This window comes from Mesorhizobium sp. M0854 (assembly GCF_040319815.1).
In the GTDB taxonomy this organism is placed as follows: Bacteria; Pseudomonadota; Alphaproteobacteria; order Rhizobiales; family Rhizobiaceae; genus Mesorhizobium.
Genome location: NZ_JAMYOL010000005.1, coordinates 143,185 through 162,513, shown reverse-complemented (window position 1 = coordinate 162,513; position 19,329 = coordinate 143,185). Strand labels below are relative to the sequence as shown.

The 19,329-nt window shown below is 61.4% G+C and carries 22 protein-coding genes; 4 read left to right on the top strand and 18 right to left on the bottom strand.

Annotated features, from left to right (window positions below; all coding sequences use genetic code 11):
* Positions 1-18: 18 nt before the first annotated feature.
* From NKH99_RS11385 to eno, 4 genes are all read right to left on the bottom strand, one after another.
* Entirely contained in the window at positions 19-1,422 is a 1,404-nt protein-coding gene (locus tag NKH99_RS11385) for a pyruvate dehydrogenase complex E1 component subunit beta (RefSeq protein WP_353014071.1), read from the bottom strand.
* Between the two features lie 15 nt (positions 1,423-1,437).
* On the bottom strand, positions 1,438-2,478 hold the full coding sequence (gene pdhA / locus NKH99_RS11380; protein WP_502900026.1) for a pyruvate dehydrogenase (acetyl-transferring) E1 component subunit alpha: 1,041 nt from the start codon (positions 2,476-2,478) through the stop codon (positions 1,438-1,440).
* Between the two features lie 171 nt (positions 2,479-2,649).
* Positions 2,650-2,970: an FtsB family cell division protein gene (locus tag NKH99_RS11375; protein ID WP_023675088.1), complete on the bottom strand. Its 321-nt coding sequence runs from the start codon at positions 2,968-2,970 to the stop codon at positions 2,650-2,652.
* 134 nt (positions 2,971-3,104) lie between these two features.
* A complete protein-coding gene (gene eno, locus NKH99_RS11370; RefSeq protein ID WP_352471834.1) occupies positions 3,105-4,379 on the bottom strand; it encodes a phosphopyruvate hydratase in 1,275 nt (424 codons plus the stop codon).
* Between the two features lie 202 nt (positions 4,380-4,581).
* Between eno and NKH99_RS11365 the strand changes: the two genes are divergently transcribed.
* A complete protein-coding gene (locus NKH99_RS11365; RefSeq protein WP_084642452.1) occupies positions 4,582-4,704 on the top strand; it encodes a hypothetical protein in 123 nt (40 codons plus the stop codon).
* Positions 4,705-4,781: 77 nt separating this feature from the next.
* On the opposite strand, the gene NKH99_RS11360 is transcribed toward NKH99_RS11365, so the two are convergent.
* From NKH99_RS11360 to NKH99_RS11350, 3 genes are all read right to left on the bottom strand, one after another.
* The gene (locus NKH99_RS11360; RefSeq protein WP_023675091.1) at positions 4,782-5,147 is read right to left on the bottom strand and encodes a PRC-barrel domain-containing protein; all 366 of its coding nucleotides are present in this window, start codon (positions 5,145-5,147) and stop codon (positions 4,782-4,784) included.
* A 122-nt stretch (positions 5,148-5,269) separates the two neighbouring features.
* Positions 5,270-6,121 carry a 3-deoxy-8-phosphooctulonate synthase gene (kdsA, locus tag NKH99_RS11355; protein WP_352613583.1) on the bottom strand — a complete coding sequence of 284 codons (852 nt, stop codon included), beginning with the start codon at positions 6,119-6,121 and terminating at the stop codon, positions 5,270-5,272.
* Positions 6,118-7,005, bottom strand: coding sequence for a VOC family protein (locus tag NKH99_RS11350; RefSeq protein WP_353014069.1), 888 nt, complete (start codon positions 7,003-7,005; stop codon positions 6,118-6,120). Before NKH99_RS11350 ends, kdsA begins: the two co-directional genes overlap by 4 nt.
* Positions 7,006-7,131: 126 nt before the next feature.
* On the opposite strand from NKH99_RS11350, the gene NKH99_RS11345 reads away from it, so the two are divergent.
* Entirely contained in the window at positions 7,132-7,257 is a 126-nt protein-coding gene (locus NKH99_RS11345; protein ID WP_353014067.1) for a hypothetical protein, read from the top strand.
* A 54-nt stretch (positions 7,258-7,311) separates the two neighbouring features.
* Here the strand turns inward: NKH99_RS11345 and NKH99_RS11340 are convergent, their stop codons facing one another.
* From NKH99_RS11340 to NKH99_RS11325, 4 genes are all read right to left on the bottom strand, one after another.
* Positions 7,312-7,599: a Dabb family protein gene (locus tag NKH99_RS11340; protein ID WP_254817185.1), complete on the bottom strand. Its 288-nt coding sequence runs from the start codon at positions 7,597-7,599 to the stop codon at positions 7,312-7,314.
* Positions 7,600-7,702: 103 nt separating this feature from the next.
* Positions 7,703-7,837, bottom strand: a complete 135-nt coding sequence (locus NKH99_RS11335; RefSeq protein WP_292655342.1) for a hypothetical protein — start codon at positions 7,835-7,837, stop codon at positions 7,703-7,705.
* Positions 7,838-8,207: 370 nt separating this feature from the next.
* On the bottom strand, positions 8,208-10,187 hold the full coding sequence (locus tag NKH99_RS11330; RefSeq protein ID WP_353014065.1) for a bifunctional 2',3'-cyclic-nucleotide 2'-phosphodiesterase/3'-nucleotidase: 1,980 nt from the start codon (positions 10,185-10,187) through the stop codon (positions 8,208-8,210).
* Positions 10,188-10,318: 131 nt separating this feature from the next.
* Positions 10,319-11,584, bottom strand: coding sequence for an NAD(P)/FAD-dependent oxidoreductase (locus NKH99_RS11325; protein WP_353014063.1), 1,266 nt, complete (start codon positions 11,582-11,584; stop codon positions 10,319-10,321).
* 180 nt (positions 11,585-11,764) lie between these two features.
* On the opposite strand from NKH99_RS11325, the gene NKH99_RS11320 reads away from it, so the two are divergent.
* Complete coding sequence (locus tag NKH99_RS11320) at positions 11,765-12,421, top strand: 5-formyltetrahydrofolate cyclo-ligase (RefSeq protein WP_353014061.1); 657 nt, start codon at positions 11,765-11,767, stop codon at positions 12,419-12,421.
* 13 nt (positions 12,422-12,434) lie between these two features.
* Here NKH99_RS11320 and NKH99_RS11315 read toward each other — a convergent pair whose 3' ends face one another.
* Positions 12,435-12,908: an Lrp/AsnC family transcriptional regulator gene (locus NKH99_RS11315; RefSeq protein ID WP_023675099.1), complete on the bottom strand. Its 474-nt coding sequence runs from the start codon at positions 12,906-12,908 to the stop codon at positions 12,435-12,437.
* 157 nt (positions 12,909-13,065) lie between these two features.
* Between NKH99_RS11315 and ald the strand changes: the two genes are divergently transcribed.
* Entirely contained in the window at positions 13,066-14,181 is a 1,116-nt protein-coding gene (gene ald, locus NKH99_RS11310; protein ID WP_352502940.1) for an alanine dehydrogenase, read from the top strand.
* A 244-nt stretch (positions 14,182-14,425) separates the two neighbouring features.
* Here ald and NKH99_RS11305 read toward each other — a convergent pair whose 3' ends face one another.
* The 6 genes from NKH99_RS11305 to NKH99_RS11280 all read right to left on the bottom strand — a co-directional run bounded on the left by NKH99_RS11305 (position 14,426) and on the right by NKH99_RS11280 (position 19,161).
* Positions 14,426-14,893: a DUF1203 domain-containing protein gene (locus NKH99_RS11305; protein WP_352471826.1), complete on the bottom strand. Its 468-nt coding sequence runs from the start codon at positions 14,891-14,893 to the stop codon at positions 14,426-14,428.
* A gap of 77 nt (positions 14,894-14,970) precedes the next feature.
* A complete protein-coding gene (dapB, locus tag NKH99_RS11300; protein WP_352448952.1) occupies positions 14,971-15,777 on the bottom strand; it encodes a 4-hydroxy-tetrahydrodipicolinate reductase in 807 nt (268 codons plus the stop codon).
* Positions 15,778-15,927: 150 nt separating this feature from the next.
* A complete protein-coding gene (locus tag NKH99_RS11295) occupies positions 15,928-16,491 on the bottom strand; it encodes a GNAT family N-acetyltransferase (protein WP_353014059.1) in 564 nt (187 codons plus the stop codon).
* 5 nt (positions 16,492-16,496) lie between these two features.
* Complete coding sequence (sseA, locus tag NKH99_RS11290) at positions 16,497-17,348, bottom strand: 3-mercaptopyruvate sulfurtransferase (protein WP_352613573.1); 852 nt, start codon at positions 17,346-17,348, stop codon at positions 16,497-16,499.
* 35 nt (positions 17,349-17,383) lie between these two features.
* Complete coding sequence (locus tag NKH99_RS11285) at positions 17,384-18,127, bottom strand: alanyl-tRNA editing protein (RefSeq protein ID WP_353014056.1); 744 nt, start codon at positions 18,125-18,127, stop codon at positions 17,384-17,386.
* Positions 18,127-19,161: a cysteine synthase A gene (locus NKH99_RS11280; protein ID WP_352457507.1), complete on the bottom strand. Its 1,035-nt coding sequence runs from the start codon at positions 19,159-19,161 to the stop codon at positions 18,127-18,129. Before NKH99_RS11280 ends, NKH99_RS11285 begins: the two co-directional genes overlap by 1 nt.
* Between the last annotated feature and the right edge of the window lie 168 nt (positions 19,162-19,329).

Below are 19,329 nucleotides of genomic sequence, written 5' to 3'. Positions count from 1 at the left end.
TTTGTCCTCCCGCCCTGCTCAGCGATACGTGACGGCTTTGACCGCCTCGACGACCTCGCCGACGTTGGGCAGCGCCAGCTTTTCGAGGTTCGCCGCATAGGGCATCGGCACGTCCTTGCCGGCAATTGAAATGACCGGTGCATCGAGGAAATCGAAGGCGCGCTGCGAGACCTGATTGGCGATATGGTCGCCGACCGAGTTCTGCGGAAAGCCTTCCTCGACCACCACGAGGCGATTGGTCTTTTTGACCGAGGCGATGATCGTGTCGAAGTCGAGCGGGCGGATGGTGCGCAAGTCGATTATCTCGGCATCGATGCCCATGCCGCGCAACTCCGCCTCGGCCTTGATCGCGTAGGTCATCCCGATGCCGAACGAGACGATGGTCACGTCCTTGCCGGATTTGTGAATGCGCGCCTTGCCGATCGGCAGCACGAAATCGTCGATCTTCGGCACGTCGAAGGAGTGGCCGTAAAGGATTTCGTTCTCGAGGAAGATGACCGGGTTCGGGTCACGGATCGCCGCCTTGAGCAGACCCTTGGCGTCGGCGGCGGTATAGGGCATCACCACCTTCAACCCGGGAACATGGCTGTACCAGGCGGCATAGCATTGCGAATGCTGCGCGGCGACGCGGGCAGCCGCGCCGTTCGGGCCGCGAAAGACGATCGGGGCGCCCATCTGGCCGCCGGACATGTAGAGCGTCTTGGCGGCTGAATTGATGATCTGGTCGATCGCCTGCATGGCGAAGTTGAAGGTCATGAATTCGACGATCGGCTTCAGGCCGGCCATCGCCGCGCCAACACCAACGCCGGCAAAGCCGTGCTCGGTGATCGGCGTGTCGACTACGCGCCGCGGACCGAATTCCTGCAACAGGCCTTGTGTGATCTTGTAGGCGCCCTGGTACTCGGCGACTTCCTCGCCCATGACGAAGACGTCGCCGTCGCGGCGCATTTCCTCAGCCATTGCGTCGCGCAACGCTTCACGCACCGTGGTCGAGACCATTTCGGTGCCGGCCGGGATGTCCGGATCGGCGGCAATTTCCAGCCTGGGTGCGGCGGCAACAGGTGCTGCCGCTTCGCTCTTGGCCGGAGCAGCAACGGGGGGCGGAGCAGCCGCGGGCGCTGCCGCTTGCGACTCGACAGCCTCCTCGCCAATGCCTTCGCCTGCCTCGTCGATGTCTTCGCCATCGACGGCCAGCACAGCGATCAGTGTGTTGACCTTGACACCCTCGGTGCCGGCAGGAACCACGATCTTGGCAAGCGTGCCGTCGTCGACGGCTTCGACTTCCATCGTTGCCTTGTCGGTCTCGATTTCGGCAATAGCGTCACCCGCCGCGACCTTGTCGCCTTCTTTCTTCAACCACTTGGAAACATTACCCTCTTCCATGGTCGGCGAGAGGGCGGGCATGAGAATTTCGATCGGCATGTCCTTGCCCTCTCGTTAAAGTACGATGTCGGTCCAGAGCTCGGACGGATCCGGCTCCGCGTCGTTCTGGGCAAATTCTGCGGCGTCGGCGACAACGTCGCGGACTTCCTTGTCGATGGCCTTGAGTTCGTCCTCGCTTGCCCATTTCTTATCGAGCAGCCGCGCCTTGACCTGCTCGATCGGGTCACGTTCGGAGCGCATTTTCTGCACTTCTTCCTTGGAGCGGTATTTAGCCGGATCCGACATCGAATGGCCGCGGTAACGATAGGTCTGCATTTCGAGAATGAGCGGCCCGTTGCCGGCGCGGCACCATTCGGCGGCGAGGTCGCCGGCTGCCTTTACAGCGCGCACATCCATGCCGTCGACCTGGATGCCTGGAATCTTGAAGGACGCGCCGCGGTGCGAGAAATCCGTCTCGGCCGACGAGCGCGAGACCGAGGTGCCCATGGCGTAGCGGTTGTTCTCGATGATGTAGATCACCGGAAGCTTCCACAGCGAGGCCATGTTGAAGCTTTCGTAGACCTGGCCCTGGTTCGCCGCGCCATCGCCGAAATAGGTCAGCGTCACATTGTTGTTGCCGCGATAGCGGTTGGCGAAGGCAATGCCGGTGCCGAGCGACACTTGCGCGCCAACGATGCCGTGGCCGCCGTAAAAATGCTTCTCCTTGGAGAACATGTGCATGGAGCCGCCCTTGCCTCTGGACAGACCGCTACGGCGCCCGGTCAGTTCGGCCATGACGCCGCGTGGTGACAACTCCATGGCCAGCATATGACCATGGTCGCGATAGGCGGTGATCATCTGGTCGCCGTCGATCAGCGCCATCTTCATGCCGGTAACGACCGCTTCCTGGCCGATGTAGAGGTGGCAGAAACCGCCGATGAAGCCCATGCCGTAAAGCTGGCCGGCCTTTTCCTCGAAGCGGCGGATGAGCAGCATGTGCCGGTAGGCGGCAAGCTCCTGGTCTTTGGTGAATTCAACAGGCTTCGGGGTGGAAAGGCCCGGCATCTTGCCGTCTGATTTGGATTTGGCAGGCGCTTTTCTGGCGGCGGTGGCCATGCATCACTCCCTGTTGGCGTCTCTTGGCGGACAGCGAGGGAGATCAGTTCTCCCACCGATTTGAGGCAGGCTAACATGCAGGGAAGGCTTTCGCCATGCCGAAAACGCATGGCTGTCATGCATCTAAGCAATTAAAATCATTGCAAATATCACCGATTAACTGAAATCCGGTTATCTTGCGACCGGCAGCATGATGGTGATCTCGTCCGCGTGGGACAGATTAAGCGCCTTGCGCGCCTGCTCGTCCAGCATGTCCTTCTCCAGGGTGCCCTCATGCATCAGCTGAACGCGGCGCTCGAGATCGATCCGGCGCGCCCTGACGGCATCGAGCCTGCCCTGCAATTCGGCAGTCTCAGCTTCGAGCTGATACTTGGAATAGATGCCGAACTCGCCATGATAGGCATGGAAGCCGAAATAAGTCAGGAACACCACGCAGAGCGAGGGGATGATCAGCCGGCCGGTGTTTCTTTGCTTGTGCTGGCGTGTCCACATGGTCCGAATCCTCTACGCCGCCTTTGTCGCCCGATTGTGCTTAATGGACGGTTACAGCCTGTTGGATTCAGAGCAAGGAAGCAAAGAAGGGCGGGAATGTCCCCGCCCTCGCCGCCACGGATTTTCTCTCGAAATCAGCTTTTCACGATCGACTTGCCGGCATATCGCGCCTGCTTGCCGAGCTCCTCCTCAATGCGGATGAGCTGGTTGTACTTGGCCATGCGATCCGAGCGCGACAGCGAGCCCGTCTTGATCTGCCCGCAATTGGTAGCAACGGCGAGGTCGGCGATGGTCGAATCCTCGGTCTCGCCCGAGCGGTGCGACATCACCGCGGTATAGCCGGCCTTGTGCGCGGTCTCGACGGCGTCGAGCGTTTCGGTAAGCGAGCCGATCTGGTTGACCTTGACCAGGATCGAATTGGCGACGCCCATGCGGATGCCGTCGCGCAGCCGCGCCGTGTTGGTGACGAACAGATCGTCGCCAACCAGCTGCGTTTGCTTGCCGATGAGATCGGTCAGTATTTTCCAACCGTCCCAGTCATCCTCCGCCAGGCCGTCCTCAATGGTGATGATCGGGTAGTCGGCAGCAAGTTTGGCCAGATATCTGGCCTGCACCTTCGGGTCGCGGGTTTTCCTCTCGCCTTCATAGACGTAGTTGCCATCCTTGAAGAATTCGGTCGCCGCGCAGTCGAGGCCCAGCGCAACCTCCTCGCCGGGCTTGAAGCCAGCCTGCTCGATCGATTCCATGATGAAGTCGAGCGCGGCCGGCGCGCTCTTCAGGTTGGGGGCAAAGCCGCCCTCGTCGCCGACATTGGTGTTATGGCCGGCGTCCTTCAGCTTCTTTCGCAGCGTATGAAAGATCTCCGAGCCCCAGCGCACGCCGTCGCGCAGCGTCGGCGCGCCGATCGGCAGGATCATGAATTCCTGGAAATCGATCGGGTTGTCGGCATGCGCGCCGCCATTGATGATGTTCATCATAGGCACCGGCAGCACATGGGCCTTGGTGCCGCCGACATAACGATAGAGCGGCAGGTCGGCCGCTTCGGCCGCGGCCTTGGCCACAGCCAGCGACACGCCGAGGATGGCATTGGCGCCGAGCCGGCTCTTGTTGGGCGTACCATCGAGCTCGATCATGGTCTGGTCGATATGGATCTGATTCTCTGCCTCCATGCCGCCGATCGCCTCGAACAGCTCGCCGTTCACCGCCTCGACCGCCGTGAGCACGCCCTTGCCGAGATAGCGGGGGCCGCCATCGCGCAGTTCGACCGCCTCATGCGCGCCGGTCGAGGCGCCGGACGGCACCGCGGCGCGACCCATCGAGCCGTCTTCGAGCACGACATCGACCTCGACGGTCGGATTTCCGCGGCTGTCCAGGATTTCACGCCCGACAATGTCGATGATGGCCGTCATTGCGATGTCCCCGATTGATCGATTGAAGCGTCGCGCACCTCTTAGCCAAAGCGCCGCAAAACGCAATCGGGGCACTTGCAAATATTGCCCGTGCGCTACGGATTCACGAAGCACGAAGCGCTGTCATCATTTGTCATACGCGGCATGCCGGTTTCTGGTTTATGGCTGTTGTCGCGCGGGGCGAAACAGGAGGAGTTTCGCCATGTCCCAGTTGAGCGGTATTGTGAGTTTGTTCCTGATCGCGGCTGCGTTCCTGACGTCGTGCGACAATCAGCAACCCCCGCAGGGATCGTCGCCTTTGCCGGCCCTGCAGATTGCTCAGTAGCATCCCGCCACATCGAAAGGCCCCCGATTTCCTGGGGGCCTTTTTGATTCCAGGAGACTTAGTCAGTGCCAGTAAGGTCAGTGCCAGTAAGGCTCGACCTTGTAGTAGTTGTATGAGGCGTCACGCGCGGCCTCGCCGTCGGCACCGGTCAGCTCGTTGATCGAATAGGAAGGAGCGGCCATCAGCTGGTCTTTGGTGAACGGCACGACATAGCCGCCCTTGTTCTCGTCATAGTCAAGGCTCGCCCACGGAATGGCGTGGTATTTCTCGCCGATGCCGAGAAATCCACCAAAACCGATCACGGCAAACATGATTCCGTTCGACAGTTTGTCGAGCATGACGTCCTCGATGTCGCCGATATGAGTGCCTTCCGTATTGTAGACCGATGTGCCGATAACCCGCGAAGCGGCGATGGCTTCGGTGTGTCCCGTCTGGGTCGTCATGGTGTGCTCCTCGTCGTCGTTGACATTAGATTTTGACAATGAGGGCCGCGGGCTAAGGTTCCAGGCGGGTTCGAAATTCTTCAAAGTTTTCCTGGCGGCGCTGCTGTGGCACAACTGCTGGTTCAACCCACACTTTTGGCAATGCGATCGAACGCCATCAGCCGTTCAAGCAATGCGGGAAGATCCTTTAGCGGCACCATGTTGGGACCGTCGGAAGGCGCGTTGTCGGGGTCCTGGTGCGTCTCGATGAAGACGCCGGCGACGCCAACCGCGACGGCCGCGCGCGCCAGCGTCTCGACAAAGCGCCGGTCGCCTCCAGACGAACCGCCCTGCCCACCCGGCTGCTGCACGGAATGGGTGGCATCGAAAATCACCGGCGCGCCGATCTCGGCCATGATCGGCAGCGCCCGCATGTCGGACACCAGGGTGTTGTAACCAAAGGATGCGCCGCGCTCGGTGACCAAGACATTGGCGTTGCCGGAGCCGATGATTTTGGCGACGACGTTCTTCATGTCCCACGGCGCGAGGAATTGCCCCTTCTTCACATTGACCACCTTGCCGGTTTTTGCCGCAGCAATCAGCAAATCGGTCTGGCGGCTGAGGAAGGCAGGAATCTGCAGGATATCGGCATGAAGCGCGACGATCGCGCATTGTTCCTCAGTGTGGACGTCGGTCAGGATCGGCAGCGCAAAGTTCTTGCGCAAGTCGTCGAAGATCGGCATTGCCGCTTCAAGTCCCGCGCCGCGCGTGCCGCCAAGCGAGGTGCGATTGGCCTTGTCGTAGCTGGTCTTGTAGACGAGCCCAATGCCGAGCCTGTCGGTCAATTCCTTTAGCGCACCGGCCATGTCGAAAGCGTGCTGCCGCGATTCCAGCTGGCATGGACCAGCGATCAGCGATAGGGGCGCGCTGTTGCCGAAAATGACTTTGCCGACCGCAACGGAAGAGTTCGGCATCAGTGGATTGAGCTTGTTCATGCGATCTCCCGGAAAATGAAGGCTGCGCCCTGCCCTGGCGCCGGCGGCACGATGGTATCACCGCCGCGCATGTGGTGTTCGACAGAATTGGCTGCAAGCAGCTTGGCGACGGCATCGCCGTGCCTAATCGAAAAGACGATCCCGGCAAAGCGGAGTTCAGATGGTGCGCCGGCAGGAATGCCGAAGCGTGCCGAATAGGCTGCAGGATCCAGAACGGTCACGACGGCATTCGGCAGCTCATAGACAGTGCCGCCGCCCTGCGCCTCGATTCCGGCTGCGATCGAAATCAAACGGCCTTGTTCGAAAGGTTCGCCAGTGACTGCCACGACTTCGACAATGCCGGTTGCGCCATTAGCGTGGGCCTGCAACGCAGTGCGGTCGACGTTCGGCGCATTGATCCGCTCGCAAGCGAAGAGAAAAGCGTCCGCTGTCTTGCCTGTAGCCGCGAAGGCCAGTTTGAACGATGCGGTGTCGCTCTTTCCCGCCGCATCGGTGAAGGCGCGCGAAAAGCTTAGCGCGTCTCCCGCCGACAGACCGGCTTCCATGTAGCGCGCGTGGTCCGCGGCGGCGCTTTCGGTGCCCAGCGCCACGGCAGAAAATCCTTCATCGCCGTTTTCTTCGCGATACGTGCGATCACGCACGACAAAGACATTGCGGTTCGCGATCGCCGTTGCCACGGCCTGCCGGTCAGCGACCGCGAGCGGCTCGAGATAGGTGCCGTCGATGAGAAAGATACAGCAGTTTTGCGTTCCGAAAGGGTGGATACCTGTCGGCGCAACGGTAAAGCCGAGCAGGGTCAAGCGCGCCCGCGCAACATCGAGGCTCGCTGTCGGCAGCACCAGGTGATCGAGCGGATGAGGCCTTGCGGGGGTGTTCTCGGTCATGTCCCGCGCGATGTGCCTCATTCCTGAAAATGGTTCAAGGGCTTAGCCGGTGCCTCAGCGGCGATCGCAGGCCTCGGCCGCGAGGAGCCGACTTGCCGCCCGCAAAAATCATCCTAGCTCAATGCCATGGGAAGAGACCTTTTCATCGCCCTGGCCGTTATTGCGATAGCAGTTATCGCCGTGCTGATCTGGAACGCGCCAAAGCGGCCGGGCGTCGATCCGACCGAAACCTCCGCGGCTCAGACGGAGTGAAGCGGGCTACGGCGCGGAGCCCCTCCGCGACGTCAAATCTGCCTTGGGAGGCGGTCAACTTGCAACGATGTCGGCCGAATAACGCAATTCGCGTAGCGGTTTGACCCGGCTGGTCGTCTCTGCATAGAGCGGATGCGCCTTGTAGGCGGCGAGCGCCGCTTCGTCCTCGAACTCGGCGTAGACGACCACATCGATCTCATCCGAGAGCGGGTCGACCTTGGTGTTGAGCGTTACCTCGAAATGACGCGAATGAGGTATCTTGCCAAGCGCCAGGAGGCCCGTGCGCACTGCCTCGACATCCGCTTTATGCCGTGCGCTGAAGAAAACGATATGCCGGATCAACCCAGCCTCCTCGACCGTTGGACCGGCGTTCTTTTGTGTCAGCGGCAGCGTGCCGTCAATCGGCAGGTTTGTCGCGTCTGCGAACCGTAGGTGCGAAGAGAAACTACACCATGCTGGTTACATAGTGCACGATGCGGGTCACCTCCCTGACCGTCCTGTCGAGGTAGCGGCCTTGGTTGTAAATGCCGTCCCAGATCAGGAAAAATGTGACGGTTGTGATGACGATGACATAACGCATGACTAAAACTAGCGCATATGGACGGTTGCAACCATAGCGATTCCAACGCTGCTGGGGACCCTCCCCGAATCTTAATGGCCTTTGTGGTCTGTCTGCTGCGATGCTTGCTGGCCAGAATGGCGCTACCGCCACAGGGCGCCTTGGAAAGATAACCCGCTCGGCTTCGACGACCGCTCCCCGCCTCGATCGACCGACTGCGACACGATTATTCCGGCGGGATTTCGACGGACGCGCTGGATCTGGTCATGCTGCCGTCAAGCGGCGTTTCGCACCACCTGCTTGAAGAGGCCTCCTGTCTCAAACGGACTGGCCGTATGGGGGCAGTATCTTAATGCTGAGACAGTTTCGAGCCGACCTTCAAATCCTCGCCTCAAAGAGTGATGCGGTATTTTGCAAAGCCCGCTTCGCCCTCGCCCGCCGGCTCGATCTTCAGCGACTTCACTTGCGCAATAAACTCCTTCGCCTTGGCGCCGGTCTCGAATACGACGCTGGTTCCCGGCAGTGGCGCAAACGACCAGTTGGCGTCCGCCGACGGGTTGATGGTGCCTTTGCTGACGATATAGCGCACGATCACATCGCGGTTGGTGTCGGGCGCTTCGTAGATGATCTTCGAGGCATTGATCTCCGGGAAATTGCCCCCGCCGCCGGCTCGGTAGTTATTGGTGGCGACGACGAATTTCCGCTTGGGATCAATCGGTTTGCCGTCGAACATCAAGTCAATGATGCGGGTCGAGCCAGCATTCACCAGCCCGCCCTTCGAATCATATTTCGGTGACTGCGACAGATCGATCTTGTATGTGACGCCGTCGATCACGTCGAAATTATAGGATGGGAAGTCAGTGTTGATGAGCGCCTGGTCGGCTTTGCCCGGTTCGATCCGGTTGAAGATGCCGGCCGACATTTCCAGCCATTCTTTCACCTCTGCCCCGGTGATTTCAACGGCGCGCACCGTGTTTGGATAGAGGTAGAGGTCGGCGACGTTCTTGATGGCGATATCGCCCACCGCCACGTCGGTGTAATAGTCGGCGCCGTTGCGCCCGCCCGCCTTGAACGGTGCCGCCGCCGACAACAGCGGCATATCCTTCCACTCTGTGTTCTTCAGGATGTCCTTCAAGTACCAGTTCTGCGCCTGGCTGACGATCTGCACCGATGGATCATCGGCGACCAGCGCAAAATAGGAATAGAGCGGCGCCGAGGTTTTGCCGACCGGCCGGCGCACATAGGCAAGCGTCGCCTCGTGGTCCTGTTTGAGCGCGTCGATGATGCGCTGGTCGTCCGCGACGGTCGGCTTGTTCGTTTTGTCGACCGGCTCAAAGATCGGCCTGGCCTCAGAGGTCGCCGAGACGATTTTCCACGTCGATCCGTCGTGCTCCAGCAACAGATCGATCAGCCCCATGTGCGAGCCCCAGAAGCCGGCCATGACGGCGGGCTTGCCTTGCAACGTGCCTTTCGCCGTATCGACGGCTTCCAGCGACTGAAAGTCCTTCTTGCCGGGGAAGACCAGATGCTGGTGGCCGGTGAACACCGCATCGATACCTTCGACACCGGCAACGAAGAAGGAGGCGTTCTCCATCATGTCGCTTTGCTTCACGTCGATGCCGGAATGGGAGAGCGCAATGACGATGTCGGCGCCTTCTTCCTTCATTTGCGGCACCCACGCCTTGGCCGCCTCGACGATGTCGCGCGTCTTGACGCTGCCCTCGAGATTTTTCAGGTCCCAGACCATGATCTGCGGCGGCACGAAGCCGATGATGCCGATCCTGATCGGTTGCTCGGTGCCCGACCCGTCTTTGATCTTCCTGTCGAGGATGACGTAAGGCTTGAGATAAAGCCTGTCGTCGCGCGGGTTCGCGGCGAGCTCCGTGCCGCGGATCAAATTCGCGCAGACAAACGGGAAATTGGCACCGGCCAGCACCTTGTCCATGAACGACAGGCCGTAGTTGAACTCGTGGTTGCCGAGGGTCGAGCATTCGTAGCCGAGCAGGTTCATGCCCTTCATGACCGGATGCAGATCGCCATCCTTCATCCCCCTCTCGTAGGCGATGTAGTCGCCCATCGGGTTGCCTTGCAGAAGGTCGCCATTATCGATCAGCATCGCGTTGGTTGCTTCCTTGCGCACGGCTTCAATCAACGATGCCGTTCGCGACAGCCCCATCGTGTCGTTAGCTTTGTCGGCGTAGTAGTCGTAAGGCAGCACATTCACGTGGATGTCGGTCGTCTCCATAATCCTCAGATGCGCCTGATTGGCTTGAGCCCGGGCGGAGAACGGGTGCAGCATGATCAGCGCTCCGCTGGCGGCGACGCTGGCGAGGAAATCGCGGCGTGAGACGAGGTGGCGCAATTGGGACATTCGTTTTCTCTTTCTTCCACGACGTGACAAGTCCTGCCCGAAGCAAAGCTTCGCGCCGAAATCCAGTCGAGTCCAGAAGCCGATTCCATCAAGAGGAGGTGACGCGCCGATGAATGTCCGGCAGCGAACAATCAGCCCTTGTCGTCGTCGCCCTGCGTGATCAGCCGCGCGCTGCGCTGACCGGTGAAGTAGATCCATAGCCAACTCAGGGAAACCGCAAGCCGGTTACGAAAGCCGATCAGGAAGTAGATATGCGCCAAGCCCCATAGCCACCAGGCAAGCCGGCCGGTAAGCTTGATCCAGCCGAAATCGATGGCCGCGGCGCGCTTGCCGATCGTCGCCAGGTCGCCGTCATGCCTGTAGCTGAAAGGACGCGGTGTCGTTTCACCGGTAAGCCTTGCCTTGATCGTCGCGGCGACATGCCGTCCCTGCTGCTTGGCGGCGGGCGCGACGCCCGGCACCAGCCGGCCATCCGGCCGCAGGACGTGCGCTGCGTCACCGATGACGAAAATCTCCGGGTTTCCCGGCACACTCAAGTCGGGCTCGACAAGCACCCTGCCCGCGCGGTCCGCTGCCGCGCCGAGCCATTCGGCGGCCGGCGAAGCGGCGACGCCCGCCGCCCACAGGATTGTCCTGGCCGGCAAATGTGTGTCGCCGAAGACGACACCCTCGGCATCGCAGCGCGTAACCGCCCGGCCAAGTTCGACGGTCACGCCGAGCCGTTCGAGCGCCTTCGTTGCATAATCGGAGAGTTCGGGAGCGAAATTGGAGAGGATGCGGTCACCGGCCTCAATCAGTACCACACGCGTCTGCCGCGTGTCGATGTTGCGGAACTCGCCGCGCAGCGTGTCGTGCGCCAGCTCGGCAATGGTGCCGGCCAGTTCCACGCCGGTCGGCCCGCCGCCGACGATCGCCAGGGTCAGCAATGCCTGGCGCTGGGCGGGATCGGTTTCCCGCTCGGCCTGCTCGAAAGCCAAAAGAATACGCCGTCGAATGGTGGTGGCGTCCTCCAGCGTCTTCAGGCCAGGGGCGAACGGTTCCCATTCGTCATGGCCGAAATAGGCGTGCCGCGCGCCGGTGGCCAGCACCAGCGTGTCGTAAGCGACCGTGCCGCCGTCCTGCAGCAGCACGCGCTTGCCGGTGCGGTCGATGCCGGTAACGGTGGCGAGCTGCGTCGTCACGTCCTTGCGCCTGCGCAGAAGATGGCGGATCGGCCAGGCGACTTCGGAGGTGGCCAGCGCCGTCGTCGCCACCTGGTAGAGCAGCGGCTGAAAAAGGTGATGATTGCGCCTGTCGATCATCGTGATGCGCACCGGCGAGCCGGCTAGTGCGCGGGTGAACTCGAGGCCGCCGAAACCGGCACCTACGACGACGACGTGATGGTTGGCTGTGTTCATCTCACTCATCCCTCTCGCCAAGGCTGATGTAAGTATCGTTGTGCAGTGCAGCAATGCCTGCGCTGCAACTACCTGGGAGTCGTCGCTTGATGTCGTGAATACGCATGCTGCGGACTCGTTCCCGGATATAGCCTGCGTCCAGGATACTACTTGGTTGGAACTGTATATTGCAGGTGAAGCATGGCTAGCGATGAAGACGAAGGCTCAGCGCAGTACACCTCGCCGCCTTGTTTTATGCACGAGCTCGATCCGGAGTTCCAAGCGCCGCTATCCGACTGGACCGACGTAAGGCGCTGGCGCAAGGCCGAGCGCGAGCGGTTGATCGCATCCCGCCTTGCCGTTTCAGCCGACACGCGCGCAGCTATGTCGCAGCGTATTGCCGAAGGGCTCGACGCGGTGATCGGCGACATCGCCGGCCGTTTGGTCAGCCTCTACTGGCCGTTTCGCGGCGAGCCGGACCTGCGCCCTTGGATGGAAACCATTAACGCGCGAGGCGGGCGCACGGCGTTGCCCGTCGTCGTCGAGAAAGACCGGCCGCTTGTCTTTCGCGCCTATGCCCACGGAGACCGGCTGGAGAAGGGCGTCTGGAATATCCCGATACCGGCTGACGGTGATCCGGTGTTGCCCGACGTCGTCATTTCGCCGATCGTCGGCATCGATCCCGGGCAGTTCCGCTTGGGTTATGGCGGCGGCTTCTTCGATCGCACGCTTGCCGCGATGCCGTTCAAGCCGCTGGTCATCGGCGTCGGCTACGAGTTGCAGCGCATCACCACCATCTACCCGCAGCCGCACGATATTCCGATGGACCGTGTGGTGACTGAGGCATCCAAGGCCTAGGCGAGTTCGGGGCCTAGGCGAGTTCAGGCTTCATTCCCACGGCTGTGCGATCGACGATTTCGCGCAAGGCAAAGGACGAATTGATCTTCGTCACATGCGGCATTGCCGACAGCCACTCCTTGTGGATACGTTCGTAGTCGACGAGATCCTTTGCCGCTATGCGCAGGATGTAGTCATATTCGCCCGACATCAAATGGCAGGACAAGACGTTCGGGCAGCGCTTTATCGCTGCCTCGAAATCCGACAACGTCTTCTCGAATTGCCCGGACAGCGATATATGCACGATCGCCGTCATCTGGTGCCCAAGTGCAGCGTTGGACAGCCGGGCGTGATAGCCGCGGATGGTTCCGGATTTCTCCAGATTGTCCAGCCGCCGCGAGCAGGCCGACTGGGACAGGCCGACCTTCTCGGCGAGCGCTGCGTTGGGTATCCGCCCATCCTTCTGCAACGTCTCGAGAATGGCGATATCAATCCTGTCGAGCGGCATTTTTGCGGGTTCCTGCGACAATTCTAATGTTTCGCGCAACGATTATCGAACAGTGGCTTCTCAGGCAAGCGCATTCGCAAACACTTACCGAACGATTCGTGGTTCACTATCTCTAGACAGGGAACGAGCCCCAAAGGGCCGGATCAGGAGAAGAACGATGCGCATCGGCTGCCCCCGGGAAATCAAGAATCACGAATATCGCGTCGGCCTGACGCCGGGTTCGGTCCGCGAATATGTCGCGCATGGCCATGAAGTGCTGATCGAGACCGGCGCCGGCGCCGGCATCGGCGCCGACGACAACGCGTATCGTGCCGCCGGCGCCACGATCGCCAAGACGGCAGCCGACGTTTTTGCCAAGTCCGACATGATCGTGAAGGTCAAGGAGCCGCAGCCCAACGAATGGGTTCAGCTCCGCGACGGCCAGATCCTCTATACCTATCTGCATCTTGCCCCGGATCCGGAGCAGACCAAGGGCCTGCTGGCCTCCGGCGTGACCGCGATAGCCTACGAGACCGTCACCGACGAGCGCGGCGGTCTGCCGCTCTTGGCGCCGATGTCGGAAGTTGCCGGCCGCCTGTCGATCCAGGCGGGTGCAACGGCGCTGCAAAAGGCCAATGGCGGCCGCGGGGTGCTGCTTGGCGGCGTGCCCGGCGTGCTCCCCGGCAAGGTAACCGTGCTCGGCGGCGGCGTCGTCGGCCTGCATGCTGCACGCATGGCCGCCGGCCTTGGCGCCGACGTCACCATCATTGACCGCTCGATCCCGCGCCTGCGTCAGCTCGACGACATCTTTGGCGGCCGCGTCCACACCCGCTACTCGACCGTCGAGGCGCTGGAAGAAGAATGTTTTTCGGCTGACATCGTCGTCGGCGCCGTGCTGATCCCGGGGGCAGCAGCGCCCAAGCTGGTGACGCGCGAGATGCTGTCGGGCATGAAGAAAGGCGCCGTGCTGGTCGACGTCGCCATCGACCAGGGCGGCTGCTTCGAGACCTCGCACGCCACCACCCATGCCGAGCCGACCTATGAGGTCGACGGCGTCATCCACTATTGCGTCGCCAACATGCCGGGTGCGGTGCCGGTCACCTCGGCCCACGCGCTCAATAATGCGACGCTGCATTATGGCCTGCAGCTCGCCGACAAGGGCCTCAAGGCGCTGGTAGACGACCACCATCTGCGCAACGGGCTGAACGTCCACAAGGGCAAGATCACGAATCGCGCGGTGGCCGAAGCGCTCGGTTACGAGCTGGTCGAGCCGAAGGCCGTTCTCGCCGCCTGAGCTTCCGAATCTGCCTCTCCAGTGCCCGTCGGATTCGTCCGACGGGTTTTTCTTATGTCGAAAAACTGAAAAGTGTCGGGCGCGCAGAATAACCGGACAACAAAAAAGCGGAGCCAAAGCCCCGCTTCCTCGGTTGTCGAAAATTCCCGCCGGTTCATCCGCGGTCGGCAAATCGATCGACAGTCTCTTTCTACCGCTGGTATGCGACGGGAGTACGACAGCCAAGCCGGTGCAGCCTGTCCGGTTACGCGCGGTCGATCCGGCACTGATAGCAATTGTTGCGCGCCGAGCGGATGTGGACGTAAGCGATGTCGTCGCGTTCGAACAACGTCTCTGCCCGTGCGGCAATGGCGTCGGTCGGAATGACGCCGCCGCTGCCGTAAACGATGCGGTCGTCCTTGCCATAACCGCGCACAATGTAATCGCTGCTTTCGAGCATTTCGGGAAGCATTTTCCCCTCGGCGGCGCGTTCGCATTCTTTCGCATGCAGAAAGATCGGCCCCGTTTCCGCATAAGGCTGCAGCTCCGGAAAAGGTCGATAGGCCAAAACAAGATAGGCTTCTCCCAAAGCAATATTTTTCAAGCAATGACGGCAAGGCACGCCGTCGCCATCCGAAATTTGCCGCTCTGGCTTCAAGCCATAAGCATCCGGCCCGCCGCGCTGAAGTGCCCGGACAGCATTGGTTGGCAAGGCTTTGAATTTTAGCGTCATGGCAAAATCTCCGGTGTCGTCGACCGGAAATTATGCTCGCAAGACAGCGTTTCCCACCCGATTCCTGCCAAAATGGATCAATCCATCAGCGCGTCGAGACCACGAACCAGACCTTTGATCTGCTGTACCCGTCTGATGGCGAGCAGCGTGCCCGCCACGTAAGGCGCCGCGGACGAGCCGGCGTCGTGGCGTATGGTCAGCCGCTCGTCTGGCAGACCGAACAGCGCCTCGCAGGACAGGATGTAGGACGGCAGGCGAAGCGCGTGCACTTGCACCCCCTCGCCTGCGCCGACCGCACCACCGCGTGTGGCCGGCACGCCGGAGACCTCGGAGACCGGCTTTGCCGTTGAGGCCTTGCGGATGTCGGCCAGCGCTTCAGCAAGCTCTCGTGCGGTTCCGGAGGGCGCGTCGGGCTTCTTTGCACTAGCATAATCGATGACCTCGACATCCGGCACGTATTTTGCCGCCATAAGTGCAAACCGCTTCATCAGCGTGGCGGTGATGGAAAAGTTGCCGGCGGCAACGACGCCGACGCCATTAGCGCGCGCCGCGGCGTCGATCTCGGCATAATCGGCAGCTCCCAGTCCCGACGTGCCGATCACCGTGTGCCGTCCGTTGTCGATGGCGAGCAGCACATGGTCTTTCACGACATGCGGCTTGGTGAAGTCGACCAGCACGTCCGACGGCGCCTCCAGCGCCTCGGCCAGCGAGGCCGAAACGGCAATACCATTAGCCGGCATACCAACCAGCAGACCGGAATCCTGCCCCGCGCCGCTGCGGGATACAGCCCCGGCCAGCGCCATGTCGCCTTGCGCCCCGATCGCCGGAACCAGCGCTTTGCCGACCCAGCCGGTCGCGCCGGCCATTACCACGCGTATTGCCATCGTGCGATCCTCCATCACCCATCGGTTTTTAGACGATAGCGATATGGAAAGAGCCAAGCTCATTCAAGTCGGGCTCGCCTTTGAGTGTTGATCCAGAGACTCTGGGACATTGCAAAGACAAGCTGAAGCGCGGATGAACGGGCCTGAAAATCAGGGCCGCATGACGCTGGCCGCGCGCTCGGCAAAAGACATCGGATGTACGACCTCCTTTTTTTGCGCCACTGGCGTAAAGCCGAGTTTTTGATAGAGCGGCAGTGCTGCTGGGTGATCGAGGGTGCAGGTCTGCACCGTCACCCGCTTTGGCCCGTGCGACCATGCCGCGGCGATTGCCGCACCGAGGAACCAGCGGCCGATGCCTTGCCCGGTCGCGTGCTCCATCATTCCGAAATAAGCGAGTTCCACTTCCTCCGGCAAATGCGGCTTGAGGTCGAAGAAGCCGGCCGGCGCACCATCCAGATAAAGCACCCTGATGTCGCGGTCCTCGCGGTGGATGCCCGCCGCAAGCTCCTCGTCTCTCAGCCTCAGCACATTGACCCAGTGCCATTTGCGGCCCACCCGATCCATCAAATAGCGGTAGAAATGCAGCGGAATGTCTTTGGTCTTGAGCAGCGCGATCTGGCGGTTGTACGGCAGCGGCGGCGAATAGGCAGGTGGCACATGCATTTCGAGAAACGTCACGGTGACGTCGATGTCTTCCAGCGATCCGTCTTCCATCCCCGTCAGTCCTTGCCCGTCACGACGGGCGTGTCGGAAAGCCCGCCCCATTCGGTCCATGAACCGTCATAAAGCCTGTTGTCGGCATGGCCAAGCGTCTCCAAAGCCAGCGTGACAGCTGCCGCGGTGACGCCCGACCCGCAGGAGGTGACGACCGGCTTCGACAGGTCGATGCCGGCTCCTTCGATCACTTTGCGCAGCCTGTCCTTCGGCAACAATTCGCCGTTTTCCGAAAGCGCCGAAAATGGCACGTTGTGCGCGCCCGGCATATGGCCGGAGCGTATGCCGGGGCGCGGCTCCGGCTCGGTGCCGGCAAAACGGCCAGGCGAGCGCGCGTCGGCGATCTGGCTCTCCCCCGTCTCGACGATCCGGCGCATGTCGGCAAGGCTGGCGACGCGGGCGGCATCGAAGTTGGCATAAAACACGCAAGGCGCGATCTTCGTCGGCTCCGCCGTCACCGGCCGTCCGGCGGCTTTCCAACGATCGAACCCGCCGTCGAGTATATAGACCTGGAACACGCCCATGACGCGAAACAACCACCAGGCGCGCGGTGCAGAAAAGAACCCTGGCCCGTCATAGACAACAATCGTGTCATCGGCCGAAATACCCATCGCGCCGACATATTGCGCGAAATGCTGCGGCGACGGCAGCGTGTGCGGCAGAGCCGCGTCGGGGTCCGAAACCGCATCCTGGTCGAGGAAGCGGGCGCCTGGAATATGCGCTGCGTCGTACTCGGCGCGCGCGTCACGCTTTTGCGCCGGCAGATACCAGGACGCGTCGACAATCGTCAGGCCGGGTTCGCCGAGCCGCTTCTGTAACCAATCGGCATCGATGGTGAAAGGACTGTCGTCGGCCATCTTTTCTCTCCTGTCCCGCCCGTCGCAGTCCTATATCAGGCTGGCGGCATAGGACCAAAGCGAATGCGGAAGCGCCGGTTCTCGCGGCCCTTCTTCTCGATCTTGCCGATATGGATCTCGCCGATTTCGCTGGTGCTCTTTACATGGGTGCCGCCGCAAGGCTGGCTGTCGATCGAAGCGTTCTCGCCGATGCAGACCAATCGGATCCTTCCCGTGCCGGCCGGAGGCCGCACATTCTTGGATTTCACCAGGCCCGGATTGGATGCCAGTTCCTCGTCGGAAATGAGCCGGGTGAAGATCGGGTGGTCGGCTCGCACCAGTTCCATCAGTCTGGCCGTCACGCCTTCCTTGGTAAAGCCGGCATCCTGGATGTCGAAATCGATACGGCTGTCGTCCTCGGAAACCGCGGCGCCGGTGATCGGGAACGGACAGACGACGGTAAGCAGGTGGCAGGCAGAATGCATGCGCATCAGCAACTGCCGCCGCGGCCAGTCGATGGCAAGCCTCATGCGCTCGCCCACCTTTGGAACTGCCTGCTCCGGCGCCGGTACATGGATGATCTCGTCCTTGGTTTCGCCGGTGATCGTAGCGGCAATCGCTATGCCGGCGCCGTCGGCGCGTTCGAGGCTGCCGGTGTCGCCCGGCTGCCCGCCCGATGTGGCGTAAAACACCGTCCGGTCCAGAATGATGCCGCCGCGATCATTGACTGCGACGACGGTGGCGTCGGCCGTCCCCAGATAGGCGTCGTCACGAAACAGCGCTTCGGTCTTGTGCGCCATCACGCAACCCTTTCGAACGGTACTGAAATAGTGCTCTGTTGCTCCATCCACCCTGGCACCGGCAGCTTCTTTTCGCGCAGGAATTCAGGATTGAACAGCTTCGACTGGTAGCGCGTGCCGTAGTCGCAAAGCATGGTCACGATGGTGTGGCCGGGGCCTAGCTCGCGCGCCAGGCGAATGGCGCCGGCAATGTTGATGCCCGTCGAACCGCCAACGCAAAGCCCCTCCTCCTGGATCAGGTCGAATACGATCGGCAGCGCGTCCTCGTCGGGGATCTGGAAGGCAAAATCGGGTGTAAAGCCTTGGAGGTTGGCGGTGATCCGCCCCTGCCCGATGCCTTCGGTGATCGAACTGCCCTCGGATTTCAGCTCGCCGCTGGTGTAGAAGGAATAGAGCGCTGCCCCCAGCGGATCGGCCAGCGCGATCTTGACCTGGTTGTTTTTGGCCTTCAGCCCGAAACCGACGCCTGCCAGAGTGCCGCCGGAACCGACCGCCGACACGAAACCATCCACCTTGCCGTCGGTCTGGTTCCAGATTTCTTCGGCCGTGGTGCGGATATGGCCGTCACGGTTGGCGACATTGTCGAACTGGTTGGCCCAGATCGCGCCGTTCGGCTCGCTCTTGGCCATCTGCTCGGCCAGCCGGCCCGACAGCTTCACGTAGTTGTTCGGGTTCTTGTAAGGCACGGCGGGCACTTCGATCAACTCGGCGCCGAGCAGTTTGATGGTATCCTTCTTCTCCTGGCTCTGGGTGTCGGGAATGACGATCACCGTGCGGTAGCCGAGCGCCTTGGCAACCAGTGTCAATCCGATGCCGGTATTTCCGGCCGTCCCCTCGACGATGACTCCGCCGGGCCGCAGCAGCCTGCGCTGCTCCGCGTCGCGGATGATAAACAGGCCGGCGCGGTCCTTTACCGACTGCCCGGGATTCATGAATTCGGCCTTGCCCAGGATCTCGCAGCCGGTTGCTTCCGAGGCCTTGTTGAGGCGGATCAGGGGCGTGTTGCCGATCACGTCGATCACAGAACGGGGCATGGAGATTCCTTTGTGGGTGCGGCGAAACCCTAGAAACCCGAAGCTTCGGTTTCAAGGCAAGAATTTGCCTGGTCCAGTCGCATTTCGCACACTGCAATTGCTGCAGCCAGGAGCGCCCGATCGGTATTCATTTCAACCATGTACCGAAAAGCACTCTTTTCATTCGAT

Bases quoted from the DNA above. Each gene is read 5' to 3' on its own strand.
- NKH99_RS11330 (WP_353014065.1), bottom strand. From the start codon at position 10,187: ATGTCCCAATTGCGCCACCTCGTCTCACGCCGCGATTTCCTCGCCAGC.
- dapB (WP_352448952.1), bottom strand. From the start codon at position 15,777: ATGGCAATACGCGTGGTAATGGCCGGCGCGACCGGCTGGGTCGGCAAA.
- NKH99_RS11335 (WP_292655342.1), bottom strand. From the start codon at position 7,837: ATGCGTTATGTCATCGTCATCACAACCGTCACATTTTTCCTGATCTGG.
- NKH99_RS11365 (WP_084642452.1), top strand. From the start codon at position 4,582: ATGTCCCAGTTGAGCGGTATTGTGAGTTTGTTCCTGATCGCGGCTGCG.
- ald (WP_352502940.1), top strand. From the start codon at position 13,066: ATGCGCATCGGCTGCCCCCGGGAAATCAAGAATCACGAATATCGCGTC.
- NKH99_RS11280 (WP_352457507.1), bottom strand. From the start codon at position 19,161: ATGCCCCGTTCTGTGATCGACGTGATCGGCAACACGCCCCTGATCCGC.
- NKH99_RS11360 (WP_023675091.1), bottom strand. From the start codon at position 5,147: ATGACGACCCAGACGGGACACACCGAAGCCATCGCCGCTTCGCGGGTT.
- NKH99_RS11315 (WP_023675099.1), bottom strand. From the start codon at position 12,908: ATGCCGCTCGACAGGATTGATATCGCCATTCTCGAGACGTTGCAGAAG.
- NKH99_RS11345 (WP_353014067.1), top strand. From the start codon at position 7,132: ATGGGAAGAGACCTTTTCATCGCCCTGGCCGTTATTGCGATAGCAGTT.
- NKH99_RS11295 (WP_353014059.1), bottom strand. From the start codon at position 16,491: ATGGAAGACGGATCGCTGGAAGACATCGACGTCACCGTGACGTTTCTC.
- eno (WP_352471834.1), bottom strand. From the start codon at position 4,379: ATGACGGCCATCATCGACATTGTCGGGCGTGAAATCCTGGACAGCCGC.
- NKH99_RS11350 (WP_353014069.1), bottom strand. From the start codon at position 7,005: ATGACCGAGAACACCCCCGCAAGGCCTCATCCGCTCGATCACCTGGTG.
- NKH99_RS11385 (WP_353014071.1), bottom strand. From the start codon at position 1,422: ATGCCGATCGAAATTCTCATGCCCGCCCTCTCGCCGACCATGGAAGAG.
- kdsA (WP_352613583.1), bottom strand. From the start codon at position 6,121: ATGAACAAGCTCAATCCACTGATGCCGAACTCTTCCGTTGCGGTCGGC.
- NKH99_RS11325 (WP_353014063.1), bottom strand. From the start codon at position 11,584: ATGAACACAGCCAACCATCACGTCGTCGTCGTAGGTGCCGGTTTCGGC.
- NKH99_RS11305 (WP_352471826.1), bottom strand. From the start codon at position 14,893: ATGACGCTAAAATTCAAAGCCTTGCCAACCAATGCTGTCCGGGCACTT.
- NKH99_RS11375 (WP_023675088.1), bottom strand. From the start codon at position 2,970: ATGTGGACACGCCAGCACAAGCAAAGAAACACCGGCCGGCTGATCATC.
- NKH99_RS11285 (WP_353014056.1), bottom strand. From the start codon at position 18,127: ATGGCGCACAAGACCGAAGCGCTGTTTCGTGACGACGCCTATCTGGGG.
- pdhA (WP_502900026.1), bottom strand. From the start codon at position 2,478: ATGGCCACCGCCGCCAGAAAAGCGCCTGCCAAATCCAAATCAGACGGC.
- sseA (WP_352613573.1), bottom strand. From the start codon at position 17,348: ATGGCCGACGACAGTCCTTTCACCATCGATGCCGATTGGTTACAGAAG.
- NKH99_RS11320 (WP_353014061.1), top strand. From the start codon at position 11,765: ATGGCTAGCGATGAAGACGAAGGCTCAGCGCAGTACACCTCGCCGCCT.